The 22,584-nt window shown below is 61.7% G+C and carries 20 protein-coding genes and 1 pseudogene; 10 read left to right on the top strand and 11 right to left on the bottom strand.

Annotation, left to right across the window (positions count from 1 at the left end; genetic code table 11):
• Positions 1-2 precede the first annotated feature (2 nt).
• Complete coding sequence (locus tag IFT99_RS01070; RefSeq protein WP_192130118.1) at positions 3-1,952, bottom strand: AAA family ATPase; 1,950 nt, start codon at positions 1,950-1,952, stop codon at positions 3-5.
• A 111-nt stretch (positions 1,953-2,063) separates the two neighbouring features.
• Positions 2,064-2,327 (bottom strand): DUF2790 domain-containing protein, encoded by a 264-nt coding sequence (locus tag IFT99_RS01065; protein WP_192130117.1) that lies wholly within the window; start codon positions 2,325-2,327, stop codon positions 2,064-2,066.
• 306 nt (positions 2,328-2,633) lie between these two features.
• Here IFT99_RS01065 and IFT99_RS01060 point away from each other — a divergent pair, with 306 nt between their 5' ends.
• Both IFT99_RS01060 and IFT99_RS01055 read left to right on the top strand, forming a co-directional pair.
• Positions 2,634-3,374 carry a response regulator gene (locus tag IFT99_RS01060; protein ID WP_065988653.1) on the top strand — a complete coding sequence of 247 codons (741 nt, stop codon included), beginning with the start codon at positions 2,634-2,636 and terminating at the stop codon, positions 3,372-3,374.
• The gene (locus IFT99_RS01055; protein WP_192130116.1) at positions 3,371-4,711 is read left to right on the top strand and encodes an ATP-binding protein; all 1,341 of its coding nucleotides are present in this window, start codon (positions 3,371-3,373) and stop codon (positions 4,709-4,711) included. Before IFT99_RS01060 ends, IFT99_RS01055 begins: the two co-directional genes overlap by 4 nt.
• 244 nt (positions 4,712-4,955) lie before the next feature.
• Here the strand turns inward: IFT99_RS01055 and IFT99_RS01050 are convergent, their stop codons facing one another.
• Both IFT99_RS01050 and IFT99_RS01045 read right to left on the bottom strand, forming a co-directional pair.
• Positions 4,956-5,303, bottom strand: coding sequence for a hypothetical protein (locus IFT99_RS01050; protein WP_197985814.1), 348 nt, complete (start codon positions 5,301-5,303; stop codon positions 4,956-4,958).
• The gene (locus IFT99_RS01045; RefSeq protein WP_192130115.1) at positions 5,300-6,619 is read right to left on the bottom strand and encodes a DUF6861 domain-containing protein; all 1,320 of its coding nucleotides are present in this window, start codon (positions 6,617-6,619) and stop codon (positions 5,300-5,302) included. The genes IFT99_RS01050 and IFT99_RS01045 overlap by 4 nt, the downstream gene beginning before the upstream one ends.
• 224 nt (positions 6,620-6,843) lie before the next feature.
• Here IFT99_RS01045 and IFT99_RS01040 point away from each other — a divergent pair.
• Positions 6,844-7,242: pseudogene (locus tag IFT99_RS01040) on the top strand (ATP-binding protein); the annotation flags it as partial.
• Between the two features lie 380 nt (positions 7,243-7,622).
• Here the strand turns inward: IFT99_RS01040 and IFT99_RS01035 are convergent.
• Genes IFT99_RS01035 through IFT99_RS01025 form a run of 3 tightly spaced genes read right to left on the bottom strand, consistent with a single transcriptional unit; the run spans position 7,623 to position 10,783 of the window.
• The gene (locus IFT99_RS01035) at positions 7,623-7,940 is read right to left on the bottom strand and encodes an AtuA-related protein (protein ID WP_192130113.1); all 318 of its coding nucleotides are present in this window, start codon (positions 7,938-7,940) and stop codon (positions 7,623-7,625) included.
• Entirely contained in the window at positions 7,937-9,313 is a 1,377-nt protein-coding gene (locus IFT99_RS01030; protein WP_192130112.1) for an acyclic terpene utilization AtuA family protein, read from the bottom strand. Before IFT99_RS01030 ends, IFT99_RS01035 begins: the two co-directional genes overlap by 4 nt.
• A complete protein-coding gene (locus IFT99_RS01025) occupies positions 9,314-10,783 on the bottom strand; it encodes a CitMHS family transporter (protein WP_244656855.1) in 1,470 nt (489 codons plus the stop codon).
• Here IFT99_RS01025 and IFT99_RS01020 point away from each other — a divergent pair.
• The 5 genes from IFT99_RS01020 to efeO (IFT99_RS01000) all read left to right on the top strand — a co-directional run bounded on the left by IFT99_RS01020 (position 10,782) and on the right by efeO (IFT99_RS01000) (position 16,193).
• Positions 10,782-11,660, top strand: coding sequence for a LysR family transcriptional regulator (locus IFT99_RS01020; RefSeq protein WP_192130110.1), 879 nt, complete (start codon positions 10,782-10,784; stop codon positions 11,658-11,660). The genes IFT99_RS01025 and IFT99_RS01020 overlap by 2 nt on opposite strands.
• Before the next feature lie 197 nt (positions 11,661-11,857).
• Positions 11,858-12,739 carry an iron uptake transporter permease EfeU gene (gene efeU, locus IFT99_RS01015; RefSeq protein ID WP_192130109.1) on the top strand — a complete coding sequence of 294 codons (882 nt, stop codon included), beginning with the start codon at positions 11,858-11,860 and terminating at the stop codon, positions 12,737-12,739.
• Between the two features lie 8 nt (positions 12,740-12,747).
• Positions 12,748-13,959: an iron uptake system protein EfeO gene (efeO, locus tag IFT99_RS01010; protein ID WP_192130108.1), complete on the top strand. Its 1,212-nt coding sequence runs from the start codon at positions 12,748-12,750 to the stop codon at positions 13,957-13,959.
• Between the two features lie 65 nt (positions 13,960-14,024).
• On the top strand, positions 14,025-15,341 hold the full coding sequence (gene efeB / locus IFT99_RS01005) for an iron uptake transporter deferrochelatase/peroxidase subunit (protein ID WP_065988661.1): 1,317 nt from the start codon (positions 14,025-14,027) through the stop codon (positions 15,339-15,341).
• 27 nt (positions 15,342-15,368) lie between these two features.
• A complete protein-coding gene (efeO, locus tag IFT99_RS01000) occupies positions 15,369-16,193 on the top strand; it encodes an iron uptake system protein EfeO (protein ID WP_192130107.1) in 825 nt (274 codons plus the stop codon).
• 1,061 nt (positions 16,194-17,254) lie between these two features.
• On the opposite strand, the gene IFT99_RS00995 is transcribed toward efeO (IFT99_RS01000), so the two are convergent.
• From IFT99_RS00995 to IFT99_RS00985, 3 genes are read right to left on the bottom strand one after another with little or no spacing between them, the layout of a single operon-like run.
• A complete protein-coding gene (locus tag IFT99_RS00995; protein ID WP_122622695.1) occupies positions 17,255-18,025 on the bottom strand; it encodes a molybdopterin-dependent oxidoreductase in 771 nt (256 codons plus the stop codon).
• Positions 18,018-18,641, bottom strand: coding sequence for a cytochrome b/b6 domain-containing protein (locus tag IFT99_RS00990; protein ID WP_192130106.1), 624 nt, complete (start codon positions 18,639-18,641; stop codon positions 18,018-18,020). The genes IFT99_RS00995 and IFT99_RS00990 overlap by 8 nt, the downstream gene beginning before the upstream one ends.
• A 57-nt stretch (positions 18,642-18,698) precedes the next feature.
• Positions 18,699-19,322 carry a hypothetical protein gene (locus tag IFT99_RS00985; protein WP_192130497.1) on the bottom strand — a complete coding sequence of 208 codons (624 nt, stop codon included), beginning with the start codon at positions 19,320-19,322 and terminating at the stop codon, positions 18,699-18,701.
• Positions 19,323-19,646: 324 nt separating this feature from the next.
• Between IFT99_RS00985 and IFT99_RS00980 the strand changes: the two genes are divergently transcribed.
• Together IFT99_RS00980 and IFT99_RS00975 are read left to right on the top strand one after the other, a co-directional pair.
• Positions 19,647-20,342, top strand: coding sequence for a heavy metal response regulator transcription factor (locus IFT99_RS00980; protein WP_065988665.1), 696 nt, complete (start codon positions 19,647-19,649; stop codon positions 20,340-20,342).
• The gene (locus IFT99_RS00975; RefSeq protein WP_192130105.1) at positions 20,315-21,733 is read left to right on the top strand and encodes a heavy metal sensor histidine kinase; all 1,419 of its coding nucleotides are present in this window, start codon (positions 20,315-20,317) and stop codon (positions 21,731-21,733) included. The genes IFT99_RS00980 and IFT99_RS00975 overlap by 28 nt, the downstream gene beginning before the upstream one ends.
• Before the next feature lie 12 nt (positions 21,734-21,745).
• Here IFT99_RS00975 and IFT99_RS00970 read toward each other — a convergent pair whose 3' ends face one another.
• A complete protein-coding gene (locus tag IFT99_RS00970) occupies positions 21,746-22,414 on the bottom strand; it encodes a polysaccharide lyase family 7 protein (protein ID WP_065988667.1) in 669 nt (222 codons plus the stop codon).
• Between the last annotated feature and the right edge of the window lie 170 nt (positions 22,415-22,584).

Raw genomic sequence — 22,584 nt, 5'->3', positions numbered from 1 at the left:
CTCTACTTACGCCCCAAATCCTGCAACCAGTCATTCATGTTCCCCGGCAGCAGGAGTTCGTGCCGGGCGCGGGAGCTGGCGGTGTAGAGCAGTGAACACACGCTGGCCAGTGAATGCGTCGAGCCTTCACGCGGTGGGCGCATGAGGTCGCGGGAGAGCAACACAGAGTCGAATTCCTGATTCTTCACGTCTTCGACTTTCGCCAGTTTGAGAATGGCGGCCGGGTCGTTGCAGAACCTTTGGGTGGTGTCGATGAAGTCCTGCAGCCGGTTGCCCTGGCCGAGCCACCCGTGCATCGCCTTGAATTCATGGCTGCCGCCCATGGCCGAGGCCAGCGCGTCCCAGTAGGCGAAGCGGAAGATCAGCCGGTGTTGCGGGCGCAGGTCTTCACGGTAGAGCAGGTCCAGGCCTTTGACGAACAGCGTGAGATTTTCAAGGGTGCGCGGCGGCATTTGAAAGCGCGCGCCGGCTTCGGTCAGGCGCTTGAACCAGGCAAACAAGCCCCATTCGTTGGCGACCAGAATCGTCGTGGGTTTTTCCGGAATCGGCATGACGCCGTGGCCAATGACCCGCGTCGGGTGCGGTGCGCGGCCCACGAAGCCTTCCTTGATGTCGCTGGGGTGCAACTGAATCATCGGGTTGAGCACGTCGGCCATTTGCTTGCCAGCGCGGATCGACTGGGTCATGAAACGCTGGCGAATGAAGCCGCCGTGGCGCGGGGTCTTGCCGCTGAGCTGCTGGAATTCGTCGCCCAACGTAATGACCGCCTGGGGACTGCGATCAAGGATCTGCACCATCGGCGCCGTCAGTTCGTGGCTTTCGTCGATGATGATGTGGCTGTAGTTCTCAGGGATCACTTCACTGGTCAGCGCCAGGAACTTGATCCGGTGGCTGTTGCGGATTGGCAGACGAATGTGCGGCGCCGACGGCCTGACCGTTTCGCGCCAGAGCAGGCGGCTGTATTCCAGCAGCAGGGCGATGTCCGCCTGACTCGCTGCGTGCCCCAGCGACGGCAAGTGCCGCGCTTCGATATTCGCCAGCGGCGAGAGGCTGAAACTGTGCACGGTGGCGCGACAGACCCGGGCCACGTCACGGGGCTGCAGCTTGCCCACGGCTTGCAGGTTCAGCCACTGCGCCACTTGCCGGTCATCGACCAGTGAACTGGCGCCGGTCCGCTGAATGTCGGTGTTGCGCCAGCCGCGCGCGGTCAAGTCGCGGTTGAGCAGCAGGTTGGCCATGTGGCCAAACGTGCACGCGTTGATCCGCGCGTCGGGATTGGCCTGACGCACCCGCGCCTGAAGCGCGCTCACCTGGCCCGGAAAGGTCGCCATGAGCAGGGTCTTTTCCGGGACCAGGACCTCGAAGAACTTCGCCAGCAGATACGTCTTGCCCACCCCGGCGTAGGCCTGGAGGTGGAACGACTCTTCGTTGCAGACCTTGAACTCGTCGAAGATCCGGCTCTGCTGATCGCTCAGGCGCAGGACATCGCCGGACGGCATCACGACCTCGCGGGTCAGGGGTTCGAGTTTGGCGCGATGGCGCAGGCCAAAGCCGAAGTCCCACTGCCCTTCCCCGTCGAGGTAATCCTGCTGCTCAATGTCCGCGTCTTCGAGCAGACTGACGCCGGCGACTTCAAGCACCGAGAGCCCTGCGGCCAGATGGTCGACGGTAAACCTGCCGCGCACCAGATCGGCAAAACGACCGCCCGCTTCTTCAACGGAAGCGGCCGCGCGCAGGACATCATCGAGCATGCGTTCGAGCTGTTCGACGGCGGTGTTTTGCGCGACCAGCGCCTTCAGATTGAGCAGCAGCATCAGCGCGGCGAGTTGCGGCCGGCCCGCCTGACTCAGGAAATCGTCCAGCGATTCGCCAGCGGCCAGGCCCTTGCACACCTCTTCGGTCAGGGGCAAAAACAACGACGGCGGGGGCGCGAAGGCAGCGGGTGATCTCATTGCGGGCGTCAGGTCCTGGGCGGCGCGTGGGCGCGGGCAGTCAAAAAGGAGCACAGCTTACTCCTGCCGCCCGATCACCGCCCACTTGCGTGTTGCCGCTACCGGCCAGCCTCAGTTGTCCTGCGGGCAGTTCTGGGCAACGGTTTCGTAGTTCAGGGTCTGCTGCTGACCTTGGGAATCGAGGTAGCGCAGGCGGGCATTGACCACGCCGCATACCGGCGTCGAATCGACTTCGGTGGACAGGGCCTTGGCGATGTCCAGGTGATCGCCGTACATATAAGTGTGCGCTTGAGCAACGGGCTGGGCTTGTGCGGTGAGAGCGCTGAGGCTCAGGGCGGCAAACAGGGTGGCGATGCTGAGGTTCTTCCAGTTCATGATGTGCTCCGGTATTCAATGGGGTCATTCGGTTAGGGGTTCGAGGCGGTGTGCGTCTGTCGTCTCGATGGGTCCCATTGAACGCCCCGCAGGTATCTCGCTTGTGTCGCGAACGGCCGGAAAATCATCCTCACGTGTCAGAGCCCGCTGCAGATACACAGCGATACATTCGCGCCGAAAACCCGCCTTTTGCATGCGCATGTATGCCCGGCAGCGCCAGATACAGTGGAATACAAACGCCCGCAGGCAAGTCACGCGCGACTGGTTAAGATGCGCCACACATCAATGAACGCGGGAGCAGCGGCAATGGAGCACGTCGATCACATTCTGATTGTCGATGACGATCGCGAGATTCGGGAGCTGGTCGGCAACTACCTGAAGAAGAACGGCCTGCGCACCACGGTGGTGGCGGACGGCAGGCAGATGCGCGCGTTTCTGGAGTCGACGCCCGTCGACCTGATCGTGCTCGACATCATGATGCCCGGCGACGACGGCCTGCAGCTGTGCCGCGAGCTGCGCACCGGCAAGCACAAAACCACACCCGTGCTGATGCTCACCGCCCGCAGCGACGAAACCGACCGCATCATCGGCCTGGAAATGGGCGCCGACGACTACCTGGTGAAACCCTTCGCCGCCCGGGAACTGCTGGCGCGGATCAACGCCGTGCTGCGCCGCACCCGCATGCTGCCGCCGAACCTGATCGTCACCGAAGCCGGTCGTTTGCTGGCCTTCGGCAAATGGCAGCTGGACACCACCGCCCGCCACCTGCTCGACGCCCAAGGCACGGTCGTTACGCTCAGCGGCGCGGAATACCGCCTGCTGCGCACCTTCCTCGATCACCCTCAGCGTGTGTTGAGTCGCGATCAACTGCTGAACCTGACCCAGGGCCGCGACGCCGATCTGTTCGACCGCTCCATCGACTTGCTGGTCAGCCGTTTGCGTCAGCGCCTGGCCGACGACGCCCGCGACCCGGCCTACATCAAGACCGTGCGCAACGAGGGTTACGTCTTTACCTACGCCGTGGAAATTCTCGGGGATAGCCCATGAAGCTGAGCTTCGGATGGCCGCGGACCCTGGCGTCACGGCTTTCGCTGATTTTCCTGATCAGCCTGGTGCTGGCCCACGGGCTGTCGTTCGGCCTGCAATTTTATGAGCGCTACCAAAGCGCAATGACGCTGATGCTGGGCAATCTGGAACGGGACCTGAGCACCGCCGTGGCCGTTCTGGAACGCTTGCCCGCCGATGAGCGTCAGGCCTGGTTGCCACGGTTCGAGAGCCCCAATTGTCGCTACATCCTGGGTGCCGGAGAGACCGGCGCGCCGATGAATATGAGCACAGCGCCGATGTCCGTGCATTCCATGCAGCGCAGCCTCGGCCGTGATTACGCGCTGACGTTCACGGACATTCCCGACACCCGACTGCACTATCAAGCGCACCTGACGCTGAAAGACGGCAGCCCGCTGACAATTGACATGCACCCGCGCATCACGCCGCTGTCACCCTGGCTGCCGCTGCTGTTGATCGGCCAACTGGTGCTGCTGTTTGCCTGCACCTGGCTGGCCGTGCGCACGGCCATTCGCCCGCTGACGCGCCTGTCCCACGCTGTCGATAACCTGGACCCGAACGGCGAAGGCATTCGCCTGGATGAAAGCGGCCCGACCGAAGTGGCCTTCGCCGCCGTGGCGTTCAACACCATGCAGCAACGGATTTCGACCTACGTGAAGGAGCGCATGCAACTGCTGGCGGCAATCTCCCACGACCTGCAAACGCCGATCACCCGGATGAAACTGCGCGCCGAGTTCATGGACGATGGCGTCGAGAAAGACAAGCTCTGGAGCGACCTGAGCGAGATGCAGCACCTGGTGCAGGAAGGCGTGGCGTATGCGCGCAGCATGGACACATCCACCGAGACGGCGCGGCGTGTGGACATGGATTCATTCCTCGACAGCCTGGTGTTTGACTACCAGGACGTCGGCCGCGACGTGCAGTTGCACGGCAAAACCGGCGCCGTCATCGACACCCGCCCCCACGCCCTGCGCCGGGTGCTGGTCAACCTGACTGACAACGCGTTGAAGTTTGGCGGGGCGGCGGAGATTCAGGTCATTGCCCACGCCGACCAGAGCCTGTCGCTGCACGTGCTCGACCGCGGGCCGGGCATAGCCGAAGGGGAATTATCGGAAGTGCTGAAACCGTTTTACCGCGTGGAAAGCTCACGCAACCGCGACACCGGCGGTACCGGCCTGGGCCTGGCGATTGCACAGCAATTGACGATCGCGTTAGGGGGCACGTTGAGCCTGACCAACCGCGAAGGGGGTGGGTTGTGCGCGCAATTGAAACTGCCCGCGCGGATAGCGACGGGGGCGGTGAAGATCACGGATATTTAGAGGGTGGTGACGATGACCATCCCTGGTGGGACCGGCTTCAGCCGGGAAGAGGCTGGTGTGAGCGCTGAACATTCTGCAGTGTGACGGCTGACGCATTCCCGGCTAAAGCCGGTCCCACTGAAAGCACCGCGTGCAGTCAGCACGACCGGCTTCAGCCGGGATTGGACGCAGAGCGTCCGGGGCGGCGTTACCACGCGGAGCATGGGAATTACGGGAATCAAGGATGCGCATTATGCCCGACTAACTATTTGTCGAAAGATACAACCGTGATTTTTCCATTCTCAGGGTTCACGGAATAACTCACTCCATTCCAGTTGCCCGCAGTAAGATCGTGGTTCTGGCCTATGTTGATATTCACATACGGCTTGTCTTCTTGAGTTCCATGGGGGCTTTCTTCTATCTGCCAGAGAACTTCGCCCTCATGGCTAATCCCATAAACATTTCTGTTGAAAATGACACCGGCTGGAGGTTCGACGCGAACGATGATTAGATCATGATAAGCAAGTGCCTCTTCTACGGGATGCGGAAGATTGAATGTTCGGTTGCCGATGGTAAGTTTTCCGTGGACTATCTCAAATGCAATGTTATTCATTGGCCAAGCCTTATGGTGTTTTTAAACGCGGAGGTGGGCAGTCGTTGAAGCAGCTCGTACTGCGTGGCGTTACCCATCCCACCAAAAACTGGATTCACCACTCCGGTCCTGATCCGGGTTCCGGCTGGAACAGATACTTCTGACATGAAGGTGGGGAGCTCAGGAAGCGCGAATTTAGACTTTATTTCCGCTGCTGTAAGCCCTTTTATGGCCTCTGATTTCATCATCCACGAGCGCGCCATATTCGTCTCTCCATGTACCCTTACATAGACGTCATCAACAGTGGATGTAAATTCTGTCACTCGGGTGCCAGGTCTATAAGGTGGCGACCAACCTTCAGGATACGTCGAGTTCACTTCAGCTGCGGAGCGAAACTCAATATCTGTTCTTTTCGCATACTTGCCAGGCGCAATGTTCTTTGATGGCTCGATATCCGGCTCTGCCACTTTCGCTGAAGGATTCGTCTCATCGACACGCAACTCGGGATTGGAAAGCATCTTTTGCTGATTTCGCTCAAGCCAAGCCGCCAGCTCTCTGTTAGGCATTCCGGCCCGCAAGCTTGCACTTCGTGTGGCGACGGTTTCCATGGTGTTGAGCACACCACCCACTATCCGCCCGCGATTGAGGTAACTGACGATAGCCGTGAAGAGAAGCAACACCAGTTGTTCCTGACCACTTGCGAGCTGCCGCGCTGCACGACCAAGGCGTTCGTCTATCATGGCTGCGGAACCACCTGTAGGATCTAACCCCGCTGGCGTTAAACCATCCTCGGCGCACCACGCCATAGTTACGCCTTCGTACAAGGCGATTACGCAAGGCATCAGTCCTCGGCAAAAGTATTCACTTATGGCTGCCAAGCCAAGAGCCATCAGGATTAGGTTGCCCACCTGCAAGCCAATGCTCCCACCAATCATGGCTCCGGGCGCCGCACCTGCACCAAACGCCACAGACCCTGCAATGCCGCCTGCAAGGGTCCCGACCGCGACGCTCCCACCCACAATCATTACGACTTCCCGAATTAACTGCATTAAGACCGGAAGAATCTTTTCAATTTCGATCGATGCCCACTTTCGCGTCAGGTCAGCATGAACAATTGGGTAGGACATGGCCACTGCGAGCCGTAAAGAGTCAATGTGGCTGCCGCCCGCGTAGCCGTAAGCCGTCGTAGCGGCACTGCCGATACGACGAGTGAATCCGTCCCAGCTATCGTTTGCGCTTTGCAAACCATGATCGATGCTCTGATTTATCTCGTTGAATCTATGATCGAGGTTTCGCTCCACGTCATCCCAACTTGGAACGTTTTTTAGAAGATCCATTTATTACCTCAGTCCTTTGCAAAGAGTGGTAGTTGCCTCCAATGCGGGTTTGAATTTACCGAAAGCCTACGCCTAAGCTAGAAAACCATTTAGCCGGAGACGTCGAATGCCTCAAGCCGCACCGATACCATAGTCATCACCCCGGGTGCATGCGGCAATTGCTCCATGCAGAGATCCTAGCCCTGCATAATGCTCCGCAGTTTAACAAGCTTTTCGAGAGATTCGAGTTTTGTGCCAAAACCGGCGCCGTCATCGACACCCGCCCCCACGCCCTGCGCCGGGTGCTGGTCAACCTGACTGACAACGCGTTGAAGTTCGGTGGGGCGGCGGAGATTCAGGTCATTGCCCACGCCGACCAGAGCCTGTCGCTGCACGTGCTCGACCGCGGGCCGGGCATCGCCGAAGGGGAGTTATCGGAAGTGCTGAAACCGTTTTACCGCGTGGAAAGCTCACGCAACCGCGACACAGGCGGTACCGGCCTGGGCCTGGCAATTGCACAGCAATTGACGATCGCGTTAGGCGGCACGTTGACCCTGACCAACCGCGAAGGGGGTGGGTTGTGCGCGCAATTGAAACTTCCCGCGCGGATAGCGACGGGGGCGGTGAAGATCACGGATATTTAGAGGGTGGTGACGATGAGCATCCCTGGTGGGACCGGCTTCAGCCGGGAAGAGGCCGATGTGAGCCCTGAACATTTTGCAGTGTGACGGCTGACGCATTCCCGGCTAAAGCCGGTCCCACTGAAAGCACCGCGTGCAGTCAGCCCAACCAGCTTCGGCCAGGATTGGACGCAGAGCGCCCGGGGCGGCGTTACCACGCGGAGCGTGGGAACGATCGGATTGTGGGTCCATCCGGCGAATGCGCCGTGATCGATGGCCTGTTCCCGGCTAAAGCCGGTCCTACAAAAATTGCGGTTGGCGCCGGCACCAGTGGCACACCGCGCCCGCGTAGGACCGGCTTTAGCCGGGAAGGCGTCGGCCGCTGCACCGCAAAACTCGCAGCCTCACACGTCGATGTCCAGCAACGCCGCCCCCAGCGCCTTGCCGTGGGCATCGAGGGCCAGGGATCGTGTGACGCCGCCCTTGAGAATGCCCGGCAGCACAAAATTCAGCGCACCCACCTTCGGCAGTTCATACCGAAGCACCCGAGAGGCATCGTCCCCCAGTAGCTCGGCGAAATGCGCAGCCACCCGCTCGACCGTCAGCGCCTGCAGCAACCGCGGATAGTCTTCCGCGTTGAACGCGATGACCGAAATATTCGAGGTATCGCCCTTGTCGCCGGTCCGGGAATGGGCCAGTTCGCGCAATTTCACGGCACTCACGATGCGTCCTCCAGATGAACTTGCGCCTTGATGGCGTCCCGCGGCATCAGCAGCGACGCGACTGCCACTACTTGCCGCACGCCCTTGGTCGCGCCGCCGCCGCCATACGGCCCGTTGGTGTAGAGGGTTTCCACTTCATTGCCGATGCGCACGGCCTCGGCTTTGTCTGCACAGCGAGCGGCGACCCGCAGGCGCACTTCCCATGGCTCGGCCGCTGCCCGCGAACCCAGCGCCGCACCGTGCAACGCGTCCACGCCGATCAGTTCGGCGCGCACGTCCTCAAAGACCACGCCGGTCAGCTGCAAACGCTCCAGCACCACGTCCCGCGCCAGTTGCGCACGGGCCAGCGCGCCGGGGCCGCCGTAGGAAATCTGCCCCTCGCCGACCCAGCCATCGAGATAGCCCACCGACACCTTCAGCGTCTCGGGTCGCGCACGGCCGTCGGCGCCTTCAGCCCGCACTTCGTTGGTGGCAACTGGATGGAACGACACACCGGAAAAATCCGCCGTCACGTCCGGGGTCAGGTACGCCGCCGGGTCGTGCACTTCATAAATCATCTGCTCGGTGCAGGTGGCGGTGTCGATGCGCCCGCCGGAGCCCGCGACCTTGCTGATCACCGCCCTGCCCTCGGCGTCGACTTCCGCCAGGGGAAACCCCAGGCGCGCCAGATTCGGTACCTCTTTCACACCTGGATCAGCGAAGTAGCCGCCGGTGATCTGCCCGGCGCACTCCAGCAGATGGCCGATCAAGGTGCCGCGTCCCAGCCGCGTCCAGTCGTCTGCTGCCCAGCCGAACTCAAAGAGCTGCGGCGCGAGAAACAATGAAGGGTCCGCCACACGACCCGTAATCACCACATCGGCATCGGCCCTCAGCGCCTCGACAATCCCCTCGGCGCCCAGGTACGCATTCGCCGAGATCAAGCGATCACCCAACGAAGCAATCGTCGCGCCGTTATCCAGCATCTGCTCAGGACTTGCCTTGAGAACAGCCAGCACGTCATCCCCCGTCACCGCCGCGACCTTCAGCCCGTGCAGCCCCAACTCGACCGCGATGCGCCGCACTTCCCGCGCGGCCGCCAACGGATTGGCCGCGCCCATGTTGCTGATCAGCCGCAGTCGACGCTGCCCCGCCTCTCGCGCCGAGCCCAGCCCCGGCCCCACGAACGGCAGCACGCGGCGCATGCGCTCGCTCAGCAGCGGGTCAAAACCGGCTTCGGGATCGCTGAGCCGTGCCTGTTGCGCCAGGGCAATGGTGCGCTCGGCCAGGCACTCAAAGACCAGGTAATCCAGTTCGCCCTTCTCGGCCAGCTCGACCGCAGGCTCGATACGGTCACCGGAATAACCGGCCCCGGAGCCGATACGTAATGTCTTCATTTAAAACACTCCCAGCAGCAGTGCGGTCAGGGTCATCAGCACCGATGCGGCAAACAGAAACGGAATGGTGAAGCGCTGGTGGTCAGCCAGCTCGACCTTGCACAGGCCGACCAGCAGAAAGGTCGCCGGTGTCAGCGGGCTGACCGGGAAGCCGGTGGTGTGCACGCCCAGCAGCGACGCCTGGGCCACTTGAAGCGGATCGACGCCGAGGGAGCGGCCGACTTCGGCGATCACCGGCATCACCCCGAAATAGAAGGAATCGGGATCGAACAGCAGGCTCAGCGGCATGGACAGGAAGCCCACCACCATCGGAATCAACTTGCCATGGCCGGCCGGTATCTGCGCCACGGCCACTTCGGCCATGGCCTTGAGCATGCCGGTGCCCTGCATGATCCCGGTGAACACCCCCGCCGCCAGAAGAATGCTGGCCATGGTCAGGGCCGTCTTTGCGTGGGCATCGATGCGCGCGCGCTGGGCGTCGACGTTGGGGTAGTTGATGCACAGCGCCAGCACCGTGCCGACCATGAACATCACCACCGGGTCGACCCAGCCAGAGATCATGATCCCCATGACCGCGATGGTCAGCAGCAGGTTGAGCCAGAACAGACGCGGCCGGCGCAGCACCGCTTCCTGCTCGGTCAGCACCCGCTGCGGCACCACATCGATGTGCTCGGCGGTGGTTTGAAAACGGCCCAGCCCCAGGCGCTTTTCCTCACGACGCCCGAGCATCCAGGCGCAGAAGAAGACAAACGCCAGGCCGACGATCTGCACCGGAATCAGCGGCTGGAACAGCTCGGACACCGGCACGTGCAGTGCCGCCGACGAGCGCAGCACTGGGCCGGTCCACGGCAGGAAATTCACCCCCGCCGCCATCGCCGCGACGCAGGCCAGAATCCGCCGGTCGATGCCCAGCCGCGTGTACAGCGGCAGCATCGCAGGGATCGTCACCAGAAAGGTCACCGCGCCGGAACCGTCGAGGTGCACCAGCAACGCCAGCAGTGCGGTGCCGACGACAATCCGCGTCGGACGCGTGCCCACCGTGCGCAGGATGCGGTCGATGATCGGGTCGAGCATGCCGGCGTCGGTCATCACCCCGAAGAACAGAATGGCGAAGACGAACATGCCGACCACCGGGGCGACGTTCTTGATGCCGGTGATGATGAAGCCGCTGGTTTGCAGCCCGAATCCGCCGATCAGCGCGGCGATGATGGGCAAAGCAATCAGGGCAACCAGAGGCGAGAGGCGCTTGCTCATGACGGCGGCGAGCAGGCAGAGGATGGTAATGACACCGAGGGTGGCGAGCATGGTGTGATCCTTCGTCATCCCTGACCGGCGGGCGGCGGGACGAGCTGTTGTTGTTTTCATCGAGTATCGAAACGGGGGTAAGCTTTGTAAATTGAAATGTTCGGCGCCCTGCGTTCGGAAAAACCGAATCAACTGCCGTGACGAAACCGTGGAAAACAACGCCATGAAGAACTCGATCCAGCACATCCGCGCCTTTCTCACGGTTGCCCATACCGGCAGCTTTGCCAAAGCGGCGCTGGAGCTGAACCTGTCGCCGTCCGCGCTGACCGTGCAGATCCAGCAGCTGGAAGAATGGCTCGGCGTCGCCTTGCTGGAGCGCAGCCCGCGCCAGGTCAGCCTGACCGCTGCCGGCCAGAACAATCGCGGGCCCATGGAGAAACTGCTGCTGGACCTGGACAACATCGTCGGTGGCTCGCGGGATCTGGCGGCACTGCGCCGGGGCGTGGTGACCATCGCTGCCCTTCCCTCGATGTGTTCCGGCACGCTGCCGCCGCTGCTGAAGGCCTTTCGCGAGCAGTTTCCCGGTGTCGAAGTGCGCCTGCGTGACGTGGTGGCGCAACGGATCGATGCGCTGGTGCGCGAAGGCGAAGTGGATTTCGGGCTGGGGGTGCGGGCCCGCATGGGTCACGGGCTGGCGTTCGACGTGGTGATGGTGGACCGGCTCAGCCTGTTCGTCCCCGCAGATCATCCGCTGGCACGGGAGCGCTCGGTCACCCTGCAGGCGCTTGCTGGGCAGCCGATCATCCTCACCGGCCGCGACAGCAGCGTGCGCGAGCGGGTGGAACAGTTATTTGCCGAAGAAGGGCTTGTGCTGACGCCTGGGCTGGAAGCGAACTACATGTCGACGGTCATGGCGCTGGTGCGGCAGGGCCTGGGGATGACGCTGCTGCCGGAATCCGCCGACGAAGGCCGCGGCGATTTGGTGCAGGTCCGCATTGAGCATCCTGGGGTGTGTCGGGAGATAGGACTGATTACCCGAGCGGGCGTGAGCCTGAGCCCCGCCGCGCAGCGATTCGTCGAAACAATGAAAGCCGCCCTGTGAACGCCACCACCTCTTGCAGCCTGCCGCTCGCCCACCACCTGAACCCCACCTGAACACCTTCACAACAAGCAGGGTTTTGCAAAAAAACCAGTACACCCATTCAATAATGAGTATCATTATGTTACACAATGGCTGAATGCGAATGGCTACATGACGCATTCACGTCGCACACCCTATCAGATCTGCACCGGTGATAAATGCTCGTTCCTTTTTTGATCATGCTGCGCGAAGGGATTGAAGCCGCGCTTATCGTTGGCATCATTGCCAGTTACCTGAGACAGACCGGCCGTGGCGAGTGGATGCCCGCGGTGTGGATCGGCGTGTTTCTGGCCGTCGCCCTGGCGCTGTTCGTCGGCGGTGGCCTGGAAATGGTCAGTGCTGAATTCCCGCAAAAGCAGCAGGAACTGTTCGAAGGCATTGTCGGCCTCGTCGCCGTTGTGATACTCAGTTCGATGGTCGTGTGGATGCGCAAAGTCGCCCGCTCGGTCAAACATGACCTGCACCAGTCCCTGGACGCCGCGTTGGCCGGGTCGAGAAACCAGACCTACGCGCTGATCGGCATGGTGTTCTTCGCCGTCGCCCGCGAAAGCCTCGAAACCGTGTTCTTCCTGCTCGCCGTGTTCCAGCAGAGCGAAGGCATGTCCGGCCCGCTGGGTGCGCTGTTCGGCCTGATCATCGCGGTGTGCATCGGCGTCGGCATCTACAAAGGCAGCATGCGCCTGAACCTGAGCAAGTTCTTCCGCTACACCGGCCTGTTCATCCTCGTCGTCGCGGCGGGCATTCTCGCCAACTCGGTGCGCTCGCTGCACGAAGCCGGTGTCTGGAACCACTTCCAGGACGTGGTCTTCGACATCAGCGCGATCCTGCCGATGGATGGCCCGACCGGTTCGGTGCTGGCCGGCATGTTCGGTTATCAGGATGCGCCGACCGTCAGCGTGCTGGTGGCGTACCTGGCGTACCTGTTCTTTGCGCTGTTCCTGTTCTTCAAGCCTCAGGCGCGGGTGGTGAGTCTGCCTACCCGCCCGGCCCATGAACACGGCCACACTTCTTCAGTTACGAATTCAGTTACGAACAAATAAGGGCACTCATGAACTCCACTGCCAACGGCCTTCCTCCGAAGAAAGCCAAGCCCCCACGCGCCCTGCAGTTCGCCGTTGCAGGCTCGGTGATTCTGATGATCGCCGCGGGCGCCATGTTCTACTTCGCCTCCCAGGCCGCGCAGAAAAAGCGCATCGCCAACAGCGGCAATGAAACCGTCGTGACCATCAACGCGAAGAGCTGCGAGCCGAACTCGATCACCGTGCCGGCCGGCAAGAACGCCTTCCGCATCGTCAACGCCTCGGATCGCGCCGTGGAGTGGGAAATCCTCGACGGCGTGCTGGTGGTGGAAGAACGTGAAAACATCGTTCCGGGCCTGAGCCAGATCATCAACGCCAACCTGCAGCCAGGCGACTACGCGATTACCTGCGGCTTGCTGAGCAACCCGCGCGGCACCCTGCACGTGACGCCAACCGCTGAGTCGGACGCCGCCGCCAAAGCGCGGCCGTCGATGGTCGCCTTCATCGGCCCGCTGTCCGAATACCGCGTCTACTTGAGCACCCAGAGCAGCGCGCTGATCCGCGCAACGAACGATCTGCAACAAGCCATCGACAGCGGCGATCTGGCCCAGGCGCAAAAAGCCTACGCGCCGGCCCGTGCCGCCTATCAGCGTATCGCCCCTGCAGCCCAGCGCCTGTCCGAGCTGGACAACGCGATCAACGCCCGCGCCGACTACTACGAGAAACGCGAACAGGATCCAGGCTTCGGCGGCTTCCACCGCCTCGAATTCGGCCTGTTCTCGCAGAAATCCATCGATGGCCTGACGCCGGTCGTGCAGAAGCTGCAAGCCGACATCGCCAGCCTGAAACAGCAACTGTTGGCCCAGAGCATCGCCCCGGAGCAACTGGCGAGCATGGTCGTGCGCAACATGCGCAGCATCGCCGAGGTCCGCAACAACGGCGAAGAAGAACGCTACAGCCACCTCGACGTGAACGGCTTTGCCGCCAACCTGGAAGGCACGCGCAAGGTCATCGACCTGCTGCGTCCGCTGCTGACCAAGACGTCCGGCGACGTGCTGAAAAAGATCGACACCGCGAGCACCGCACTGGATGACCAGCTGCTGATGCTCAAGACCGCCGACGGCTTCAAACCGTACGACCAGGTCAGCACCGAACAACGAAAACAAATAGCAGACAAGGCCAAGGCACTGGCCGACGCACTCGATGGAATCGATCCGGCCCTCGGCCTCTCAGGCCTGTGAGCGTGCCCGGGCGGGCGCCCCACGCGCCCGCCTGGCCTTGAAACCAGAGCGAAGACAGCATTCACATGAAAGACTCCGATTCAAAAAACGCGCCGATCTCTACTGACCGTCGCCGCGTCCTGCTGGGCCTTGGCGCTGCAGGCGCAGCGGTGGCCGGTGCCAGCCTGACCGGCAATGCGTTCGCCGCCACCGCGCCGGCGCAGGTCACCGAAGCACCGAAAAGCGAAAAGACCCAGGACCACAACGCGTTCCACGGTCAGCATCAAAGCGGCATCGTCAACCCGCGCCCTGCCGCCGGGATGATGGTCTCCTTCGACGTGCTGGCCCAGGACCGCGAAGACCTTGAGCGCATGTTCCGCACCTTGAATGAGCGGATCACGTTTCTCATGACCGGCGGGGCCGTGCCTCAGGTCGACCCGAAACTGCCACCGCTCGATTCCGGCATCCTCGGCCCGGTGGTCACGCCGGACAACCTGACCATCACCGTGTCAGTGGGTGACTCGCTGTTCGACGACCGCTTTGGTCTCGAACCCGTCAAGCCCAAGCGTTTGCAGCGCATGGTTGGTTTCCCCAACGACGCGCTGGAGGCCGAGTGCTGCCACGGCGACTTGAGCATTCAGTTCTGCTCGAACGCCCCGGACAGCAACATTCACGCCCTGCGCGACATCGTGAAAAACCTGCCGGACCTGCTGCTGGTGCGCTGGAAACAGGAAGGCACCGTGCCTGCCCAGGCCCCGCTGAAACCGGGCCAGGCCCCGGAAAGCGCGCGCAACTTCCTGGGTTTCCGCGACGGCTCGGCCAACCCGGATTCGAACAACCAGAAGACCATGAACGAGCTGGTCTGGGTGCAACCGGGCAGCGACGAACCGGCCTGGGCCGCCAATGGCAGCTATCAGGCGGTGCGCATCATCCGCAACTTCGTCGAGCGCTGGGACCGTACCCCGCTGCAGGAACAGGAAGCCATCTTCGGCCGGGTCAAAACCACCGGCGCGCCGATGGACGGCAAGACCGAAGCCGACGTCCCGAATTACCACAATGATCCGGCAGGCAAGATCACCAAGCTGGACTCACACATCCGCCTGGCGAACCCGCGCACGGCGGAGACCCAGCGCAACCTGATCCTGCGTCGCCCGTTCAACTACTCGAACGGCGTGAACAAGAACGGTCAGCTCGACATGGGCCTGCTGTTCATCTGCTATCAGGCGGATCTGGAGAAAGGCTTTATTACCGTGCAGACACGCCTCAACGGCGAGCCGCTGGAGGAGTACCTCAAGCCGATCGGCGGCGGTTATTTCTTCACCCTGCCGGGCGTGGTCGACAACAACGATTTCATCGGCCGGTCGCTGCTGGCCGCCTCTGCCCAGACAACAAAAACTGCCTGACACCCTTTACCTCACAGGAAGAGCCCTATGAAAAAGTCGCCTCTCGCGTTGTTGCTTACCTTTGGCGTATTGCAGACATCGATGTCCGCGTTCGCTGCCACCGCGCCGCTGGACCTGGTCACGCCGGTTTCGGACTACAAAATCTACGTGACTGAAAACGTCGACACCCTGGCTGCCGACACCCAGAAGTTCACCGACGCGATCAAGAAAGGCGACCTGGCAACGGCGAAGAAGCTGTTCCCGACCACGCGTCTGTCCTATGAGTCAATCGAGCCGATTGCCGAGCTGTTCAGCGACCTGGACGCGTCGATCGACTCCCGCGAGGACGATCACGAAAACGGCGTGAAGGCCGACGATTTCACCGGTTTCCACCGTCTGGAATATGCGTTGTTCTCGCAGAATTCGACCAAGGATCAGGGCGTGTTCGCGGACAAGCTGCTGGCTGACGTGAAAGAGCTGCAGTCGCGTATCGCGGACATGACGTTCCCGCCGGAGAAGGTGGTAGGCGGTGCGGCTGCGCTGATGGAAGAAGTGGCGGCGACGAAGCTGTCGGGCGAGGAAGATCGTTACAGCCACACTGATCTGTATGATTTCCAGGGCAACGTTGACGGGTCGAAGAAGATCGTCGATCTGTTCAAGCCGCAGCTGGAGCAGTCGGACAAGGCGTTCGTGGCGAAGGTGGAGAAGAACTTTGCGACCGTGGACAAGATCCTGGCGAAGTACAAGACCAAGGACGGTGGCTACGAGACGTACGATAAGGTGAAGGAGCAGGACCGCAAGGCGCTGGCAGGTCCGGTCAATACGCTGGCTGAAGATCTGTCGCAGATGCGCGGGAAATTGGGTTTGAACTGATTCCTCAGGTAATGAAGAGCCCGCTTGCCGAGAGATCGGCAGGCGGGCTTTTTTATGGGTGCGCCGTTTGTTGGATTGGAGCTCTATCCATTATTTGTGTTTGCTGAAGTTATGGTTCCGCCCTTACGGCGGGTCACTTTTGGCAAAAGCGCCCCAAAAGTAACCAAAAACGCTTTGCTCCCGGTTGGGCCCGACTTCGTCGGGTTCCTTCACTCCGGCCTCGCTCCGTGCGCCCGCGCCGAACGGGCATCCATGCCCTGACGGCGCTCTCGCCGCATCCATGCGGCTCGGCCCACTCCGCAAGACCTGCGTTCAGCCTGCACCCAAGTCGCGGTTGGCGGTGTTTGAGCCTTCTGCGTATGAAGATCAAAAGCAGATCAAGGGCTTCCCGGCTAAAGCCGGTCCTACGATGACCGCGGTGTTTGTAGGACTGGCTTTAGCCGGGAATGGACGCGGAGCGTCCTCAGATGCATACCCACGCAGAGCGTGGGCACGATCAGCAGGGTGAGCGCGGTGCTTTCAGTGGGACCGGCTTTAGCCGGGAAGAGGCCAGCCCAGGCGCCAGCAATTTTGCTGACCGCACCCCCATCCTGTGCAGCGAGCTTGCTCGCGAATGCTGCATTTCAAACACCAATTATTTGGCGGATGTACCAATGCCTTCGCGAGCAAGCTCGCTCCCACAAGTCCCCAGTATCCTCAGACCGCAATCCGCTTTTGATCTGCTTCTGATCTGCTTTTGATCTTCATACGCAAAAAGCCCAGACACCGCAGAACGCGACTTGGGTGCAGGCTGAACGCAGACGACGCGGAGTGGGCCGAGCGGCATGGATGCCGCGAGAGCGCCGTCAGGACATGGATGTCCGTTCGGCGCGGGCCCACGGAGCGTCGTCGGAGTGAGGGAACCCGACGAAGTCGGGCCAAACCAGGAGCAGGCACCCTTGGTTACTTGGGGTGCTTTTCCAAGTAACTCGCCGAAGGCGAAACAGTCTGCCCCCAGGCAGACGCTCGTGATCTTGATCTTGATCTTGATCTTGATCTTGCTTCAAAGATCTCAAGCCAGGCTAGATCCCGCTGAACCAGTTGTACCCCTGATCTTCCCAATACCCACCGGGATTCTCATTGCTCACCACAATCTCAACGATATGCTTCGGATTCTTGAACCCCAGCTTCGTCGGCACCCTCACCCGCAACGGATAACCATACTCCGGCGGTAGCGCCACCTCGGCGAAATCCAGCGCCAGCAGCGTCTGCGGATGCAACGCCGTCGGCATATCCAGACTCGAGTAATACCGATCCGCGCACTTGAACCCGACAAACTTCGCCGTCGTGTCCGCCCCCACATGCTCCAGGAACGTGCGCAACGGCACACCGCCCCACTGCCCGATCGCGCTCCAGCCCTCAACGCAAATCAACCGCGTGATATCACTGCGCTGAGGCAACTTGCGCAAACCCTCCAGCGTCCACGGCGCCTTGTCCCTCACCAGCCCCGACACACCCAGCTTCCAGTCCGCCGTGTCCAGCTCCGGAATATCGTCCTCGCTGTAAAACGCATTGAACGGGAACGGATTACGAACCTGATCCTTGGTGAACGTCGGCGCCAGCTTCTGCCCGCTGAACAACCAAGCCTGAACCCGATCGTTCCAGCGCGACATGCTCCACAGCACCTTATCCACCTGATCGCCGTCCTGCAGGTTGCAACCGGTGAGCATCGCCATCGCGCCCACGGTCAGCCCGCCTTTCAGGAAATGTCGACGCTGCAGGCTCTCCAGCTGGATCTGCTGGGCCGGCTCCAGTTTGATGCGCGCAATGGCGCGTTTCTTAGGCTCAATCATGCTCGACCTTCCCGCTCTCAATCCCACGCGTACCGCCGGTGATCATCGGCATCAGGGTTTTCGGCACCATCAGCACCAACGCCAGATGCACCACCACGAACGCGCCAATGAACGCCATCGCCGCAAAATGCACGTACCGGGCGAAGTCGTAGCCGCCGAACACGGCAGTCAATTCCTGCAACTGAATGGGCTTCCAGATCGCCAGCCCCGTCAGCACGATCAACACGCCGGCGGCCAGCACCAGCCAATACATCAGGCGCTGCACGGCGTTGTAGACGCCCTTCTCGTGCTTGAGTCGAAAACGCAGCGCATCGAGCATGTCGCGCTTGACGGCCTTGGGGGTAACCGGCAGGAAGTCGCGCTTGAAATGCCGGGTGAACAAGCCATACAGCACGTAGATCAAGCCATTGATCACCAACAGCCACATCACTGCGAAGTGCCACGCCAGCGCGCCGCCCAGCCAGCCGCCCAGGGTGAAATCCCGGGGGAACGTGAAGCTGAACAGCGGCGATGCGTTGTAAATGCCCCACCCGCTCATGAACATGCAGACCATGCCGAAGGCATTGATCCAGTGCGTCAGGCGGATGGGCCATGGATGAATTCTGGTTTTTTTCATGGTGCGAGACTCATCACGGATTCGGTGAAAGCGGCGCCGTGAGACGCCGCAACCCGCTTACATCGGCGGCTGGAAGCCGTCTTTGCCGACCGCGACACCGCGTGCGGTCTTGCCGTCTTCGCCCGGGAACACGACGATTTTTGCGCCCTTGACCAGCTCATCGACCTTGCCCGACTGCACGTAGGCAATGGGCACGTCTTCCGGCACGACCAGCTGCTTCTCGCCGCCTTTGTAGCCGACGCTCAGGGTACGGCCGTTGGCCTTGCCGCTCAGCTTGCCGACGGTGCCATTGGTCATGGTGCCGGTGGTGCCGTCAGCGTTTTCCCAACCGTAGTGGCCTTCACCGCTGCCTTTCAGGCTCGGTTCGAACACCGTCACTTCCAGGGCCTTCAGCGTGCCGTCGGGCTGTGGGGTGGCGGCGGAGCCGATGAAGCTGTCCGCTTTGATCGACGCGATGTCGGTCTTGGAGACCAGACGGATGCCGGTCTTGTCGGTCAGGCCAATGCTCTGATGGGCGCCGGAACGGGTGGTGAAATTCAGGGTGTTGCTGTCGACGCTGTCGACCGTCCCGCGCAGTGGCTTGACCACCGGCATGTCACCGGCGGCCATGCCGGCGGCGGATGCCATGACGGCGGCGCTGAGCATCAGCATGCCGAACGTGGTGGTCAGGGCTGTCTTCATCTTCATCGGTGGATTCCTTCAGGCAGTTGGGGAAAGGTGAAGCTGAGGGTCATGTGTGTTGCATGACGGCCATCCTGTACCCGCAACCGGCACCCGACAATGACCGCCCGATTACATTTTTGTCATTCAAGCACACCAGCGTTGAGCGTGTCCGCCAGGGCGCAATCAATGACAAAAATGTAACCGACCGCGCGCCATCCGTTGGTTACACTCCACATCCGGCGCGGCCTGCAGCCCTTCGCGCCGCTTCTGTCCAATCTGATCACCCACCTGACAGCCCACGCCGGCGACGCTGCCAATGACGTGAAGCGAGCCTGACCGACGATGCACATTCTGCTTATCGAAGACGACACCAAGACTGGCGAGTACCTGAAGAAGGGCCTCACCGAGTCCGGTTACAAAGTCGACTGGACCCAGCACGGCACCGACGGCCTGCACATGGCCCTTGAGCACAGCTACGACCTGCTGGTGCTGGACGTCATGCTGCCGGGCATCGACGGCTGGCAGATCATTGAAATCCTGCGGGCGAAGCAGGACGTGCCGGTGCTGTTTCTCACCGCCCGCGATCAGTTGCAGGACCGTATTCGCGGCCTGGAACTGGGCGCCGACGATTACCTGGTCAAGCCGTTTTCCTTTACCGAACTGCTCCTGCGCATACGCACCATCCTGCGGCGCGGGGTGGTGCGCGAGGCCGATCATTTCCACCTCGCCGATCTTGAACTGGACCTGCTGCGCCGTCGGGTCACGCGCCAGCAACAGGTCATCACCCTGACCAACAAGGAATTCGCGCTGCTGCATCTGTTTCTGCGCCGCGAGGGCGACGTGCTGTCGAGGGCGCAGATCGCTTCGGAAGTCTGGGACATGAATTTCGACAGCGACACCAACGTCGTCGACGTGGCGATCAAGCGCCTGCGCAGCAAGGTCGACACGCCCTACCCGATCAAACTCATCCACACCGTGCGCGGCATCGGTTACGTCTGCGAGGTGCGGCCATGCGAGCCCGACGCCAGCCATCCCTGACCCTGCGCGCGACCCTGGCGTTTTCGGTGGTGGCCATGCTCGCCGTCGCCAGCGCCGGCATGTACCTCTACGAGACCATGAAGGGCGCGGTCATGACCCGCAGCGACCATGCGGTGCTGGCGCGCCTGGATCACTTTCGCAAACTGCTGCAGTACGACCTGACCCTGACCACGCTGCAAAGCAGCCCGCAGCTGTTCGAGAACATGCTCGACAGCGAAGACGACATTTTCATCATCGCCGAGCCGGGCAAGCCTGCGGTGATCATGGTCAATCCGCTGCATGCGCCGCTGCCGCCAATGCCGGTGGTGCCGGCCAACATGCCGCTGGGCGTGGCCGACATGCGCAGCGGCCTGCTGGAGTCCGGCGTGCCGATGCGCGCGGCGACGGTCGAAGCGGTGTCCGGCGGCAAGGTTGTGCACCTGACGGCCGCGCACATTGCGGTCAAGGAGATGGCCACCCTGGCGGGCTTCCGTAACCGCATCCTGCTCGCCGTTTCGCTCGCGTTTGTGCTGACGGCGTTGCTCGGATATGTGTTGCTGCGACGGGGTCTGCGGCCGTTGCGCAGAATGGCCAGCCATGCCGCAGCCATCACCCCGGCGCAATTGGACAGCCGCATGGACAACCGCGACACACCGGTAGAGCTGCAGCAACTGGGCGAGGCGTATAACGCGATGCTCGACCGGCTTGCCGATGGCTATCAGCGGCTGACGCAGTTTTCCGCCGACCTGGCCCATGAAATCCGCACGCCGGTGGGTTCGTTGATGGGGCATTGCCAGGTGGCCCTGCGGCAACCGCGCACCGAGGATGAGTACCAGGCGTTGCTGGCCTCGAACCTGGAGGAGCTGGAACGGATCTCGCGAATGGTCGAAAGCATCCTGTTCCTGGCGCGCGCCGATGAAGCCCAGGCCGCGCTCAATCGCCAGACGCTGGACCTGGCGGATGAAATGCAACGGGTCGCGGGCTATTTCGAAGGGTTGGCGGAAGAACGGGACATCGCCCTGCACACCGAAGGCGACGCTCGGATCGAGGCCGATCCGCTGCTGCTGCGAAGGGCCCTGAGCAATCTGGTGGCCAACGCGATTCGCTACGCCGACGAAGGCAGTGTGATTGACATTCGCGTAATCGAGAGCCGAGTGGTTGAGAACGGCAGGCAGTGCCGCATCGAAGTAGAGAACCAGGGCCCGACGCTGGACGGCGCCACCCTGGGCAAACTGTTTGACCGCTTCTATCGCGGCGACGCCTCACGGCACCAGAGCTCCGATTCCAACGGACTCGGCCTGGCGATCGTGGCCGCGATCATGCAGTTGCATGGCGGCGAAGTGTCGGTCAATCAGCCTGCGCCGGGGCGGATCTGTTTCGCACTGATGTTCCCGCGCCAGCCCGGAGCCTAGCTGCTGTAGCCCTCACGCCTTCTTGTCGTGGGTGGCCTGCAGTTTGTAGAACGTCGCCGCCCCGCCTTCGGTGGCATAGCCAGCGTTGTCCTGGGTGTACACGCCCGCCTTGAAATACAGCGGCTTGCCTTTCCAGGTCAGGTCCAGCTTGGCGCCCCACTGCATGTCGTAGGCATTGACGGTCAGGTTGCCGGCCTGGGTGAGGTGGATGGTGTAAGTGAAGCGTTGCTTGAGCAGCACGCCGGTTGCCACTTGAATGACTTCGGGCTCGGACGTCGGCGTCGCGCGATACTTCACCACGAGGTTGCCGGTCTTGGTTTTTTCCTTGTACTGGTATTCGAGCTTGAGCAGCGGCTCGGTACTGCCAAAGGCGTGGATCTGACCGATGACGATTTTGCCCGAAGAAGGCACTTGGTCCACGGTGAGCGCGGCACGCAGGAAGTTGTCCGCGTCAGAGTAGGTCCAGTTGTGAACCGCACCGTTGGCGTAGGTTTCACGCAGCTCCGTGCGGGGAAATTTGGCATTGTCAGTCCTTGACCCTGTAACCGGCGCCCAGAAGAACAGCGTGTCCCCTGAACGGAAGTAACCATCCTGGTAACCGCCGACGAGTTTCGGCGTGTCGATGGTGGCGGCTGCGATACCGACCGGTATAGAAAGATTCCAGATGGCGAGATCAATCATGGGTGCACTCATGGTGCGCGAGGCGCACAGCAAAGAAGGTGTCTGGAACAGGCCTGTCACTGCCGTTCCCGTCATCTTTGCTATCGGCTGAACCGTTTGATCTTTAGTCGCCCCCGGAGTCAAGAAACCGCCGAACCTGCAGAAGCAGCCCCCAAAGAAAGCACAGTGCC

Source organism: Pseudomonas sp. CFBP 8772 (genome assembly GCF_014841665.1).
Lineage (GTDB): Bacteria > Pseudomonadota > Gammaproteobacteria > Pseudomonadales > Pseudomonadaceae > Aquipseudomonas > Aquipseudomonas graminis_B.
Note: the sequence above shows the minus strand (reverse complement) of the source record. Positions and strands in the feature narration are given on the sequence as shown.

What these genes read in the sequence shown, in the direction of transcription:
- efeO (WP_192130108.1), top strand. Translation starts at nt 12,748, where the DNA reads ATGAACTCCACTGCCAACGGCCTTCCTCCGAAGAAAGCCAAGCCCCCA.
- IFT99_RS00975 (WP_192130105.1), top strand. Translation starts at nt 20,315, where the DNA reads ATGCGAGCCCGACGCCAGCCATCCCTGACCCTGCGCGCGACCCTGGCG.
- IFT99_RS01055 (WP_192130116.1), top strand. Translation starts at nt 3,371, where the DNA reads ATGAAGCTGAGCTTCGGATGGCCGCGGACCCTGGCGTCACGGCTTTCG.
- IFT99_RS01025 (WP_244656855.1), bottom strand. Translation starts at nt 10,783, where the DNA reads ATGGCGTTGTTTTCCACGGTTTCGTCACGGCAGTTGATTCGGTTTTTC.
- IFT99_RS00985 (WP_192130497.1), bottom strand. Translation starts at nt 19,322, where the DNA reads ATGAAGACAGCCCTGACCACCACGTTCGGCATGCTGATGCTCAGCGCC.
- IFT99_RS01030 (WP_192130112.1), bottom strand. Translation starts at nt 9,313, where the DNA reads ATGAAGACATTACGTATCGGCTCCGGGGCCGGTTATTCCGGTGACCGT.
- IFT99_RS01050 (WP_197985814.1), bottom strand. Translation starts at nt 5,303, where the DNA reads ATGAATAACATTGCATTTGAGATAGTCCACGGAAAACTTACCATCGGC.
- efeU (WP_192130109.1), top strand. Translation starts at nt 11,858, where the DNA reads ATGCTCGTTCCTTTTTTGATCATGCTGCGCGAAGGGATTGAAGCCGCG.
- IFT99_RS00970 (WP_065988667.1), bottom strand. Translation starts at nt 22,414, where the DNA reads ATGATTGATCTCGCCATCTGGAATCTTTCTATACCGGTCGGTATCGCA.
- efeB (WP_065988661.1), top strand. Translation starts at nt 14,025, where the DNA reads ATGAAAGACTCCGATTCAAAAAACGCGCCGATCTCTACTGACCGTCGC.
- IFT99_RS01070 (WP_192130118.1), bottom strand. Translation starts at nt 1,952, where the DNA reads ATGAGATCACCCGCTGCCTTCGCGCCCCCGCCGTCGTTGTTTTTGCCC.
- IFT99_RS01020 (WP_192130110.1), top strand. Translation starts at nt 10,782, where the DNA reads ATGAAGAACTCGATCCAGCACATCCGCGCCTTTCTCACGGTTGCCCAT.
- IFT99_RS00990 (WP_192130106.1), bottom strand. Translation starts at nt 18,641, where the DNA reads ATGAAAAAAACCAGAATTCATCCATGGCCCATCCGCCTGACGCACTGG.
- IFT99_RS00980 (WP_065988665.1), top strand. Translation starts at nt 19,647, where the DNA reads ATGCACATTCTGCTTATCGAAGACGACACCAAGACTGGCGAGTACCTG.
- IFT99_RS01060 (WP_065988653.1), top strand. Translation starts at nt 2,634, where the DNA reads ATGGAGCACGTCGATCACATTCTGATTGTCGATGACGATCGCGAGATT.
- IFT99_RS00995 (WP_122622695.1), bottom strand. Translation starts at nt 18,025, where the DNA reads ATGATTGAGCCTAAGAAACGCGCCATTGCGCGCATCAAACTGGAGCCG.
- IFT99_RS01065 (WP_192130117.1), bottom strand. Translation starts at nt 2,327, where the DNA reads ATGAACTGGAAGAACCTCAGCATCGCCACCCTGTTTGCCGCCCTGAGC.
- efeO (WP_192130107.1), top strand. Translation starts at nt 15,369, where the DNA reads ATGAAAAAGTCGCCTCTCGCGTTGTTGCTTACCTTTGGCGTATTGCAG.
- IFT99_RS01045 (WP_192130115.1), bottom strand. Translation starts at nt 6,619, where the DNA reads ATGGATCTTCTAAAAAACGTTCCAAGTTGGGATGACGTGGAGCGAAAC.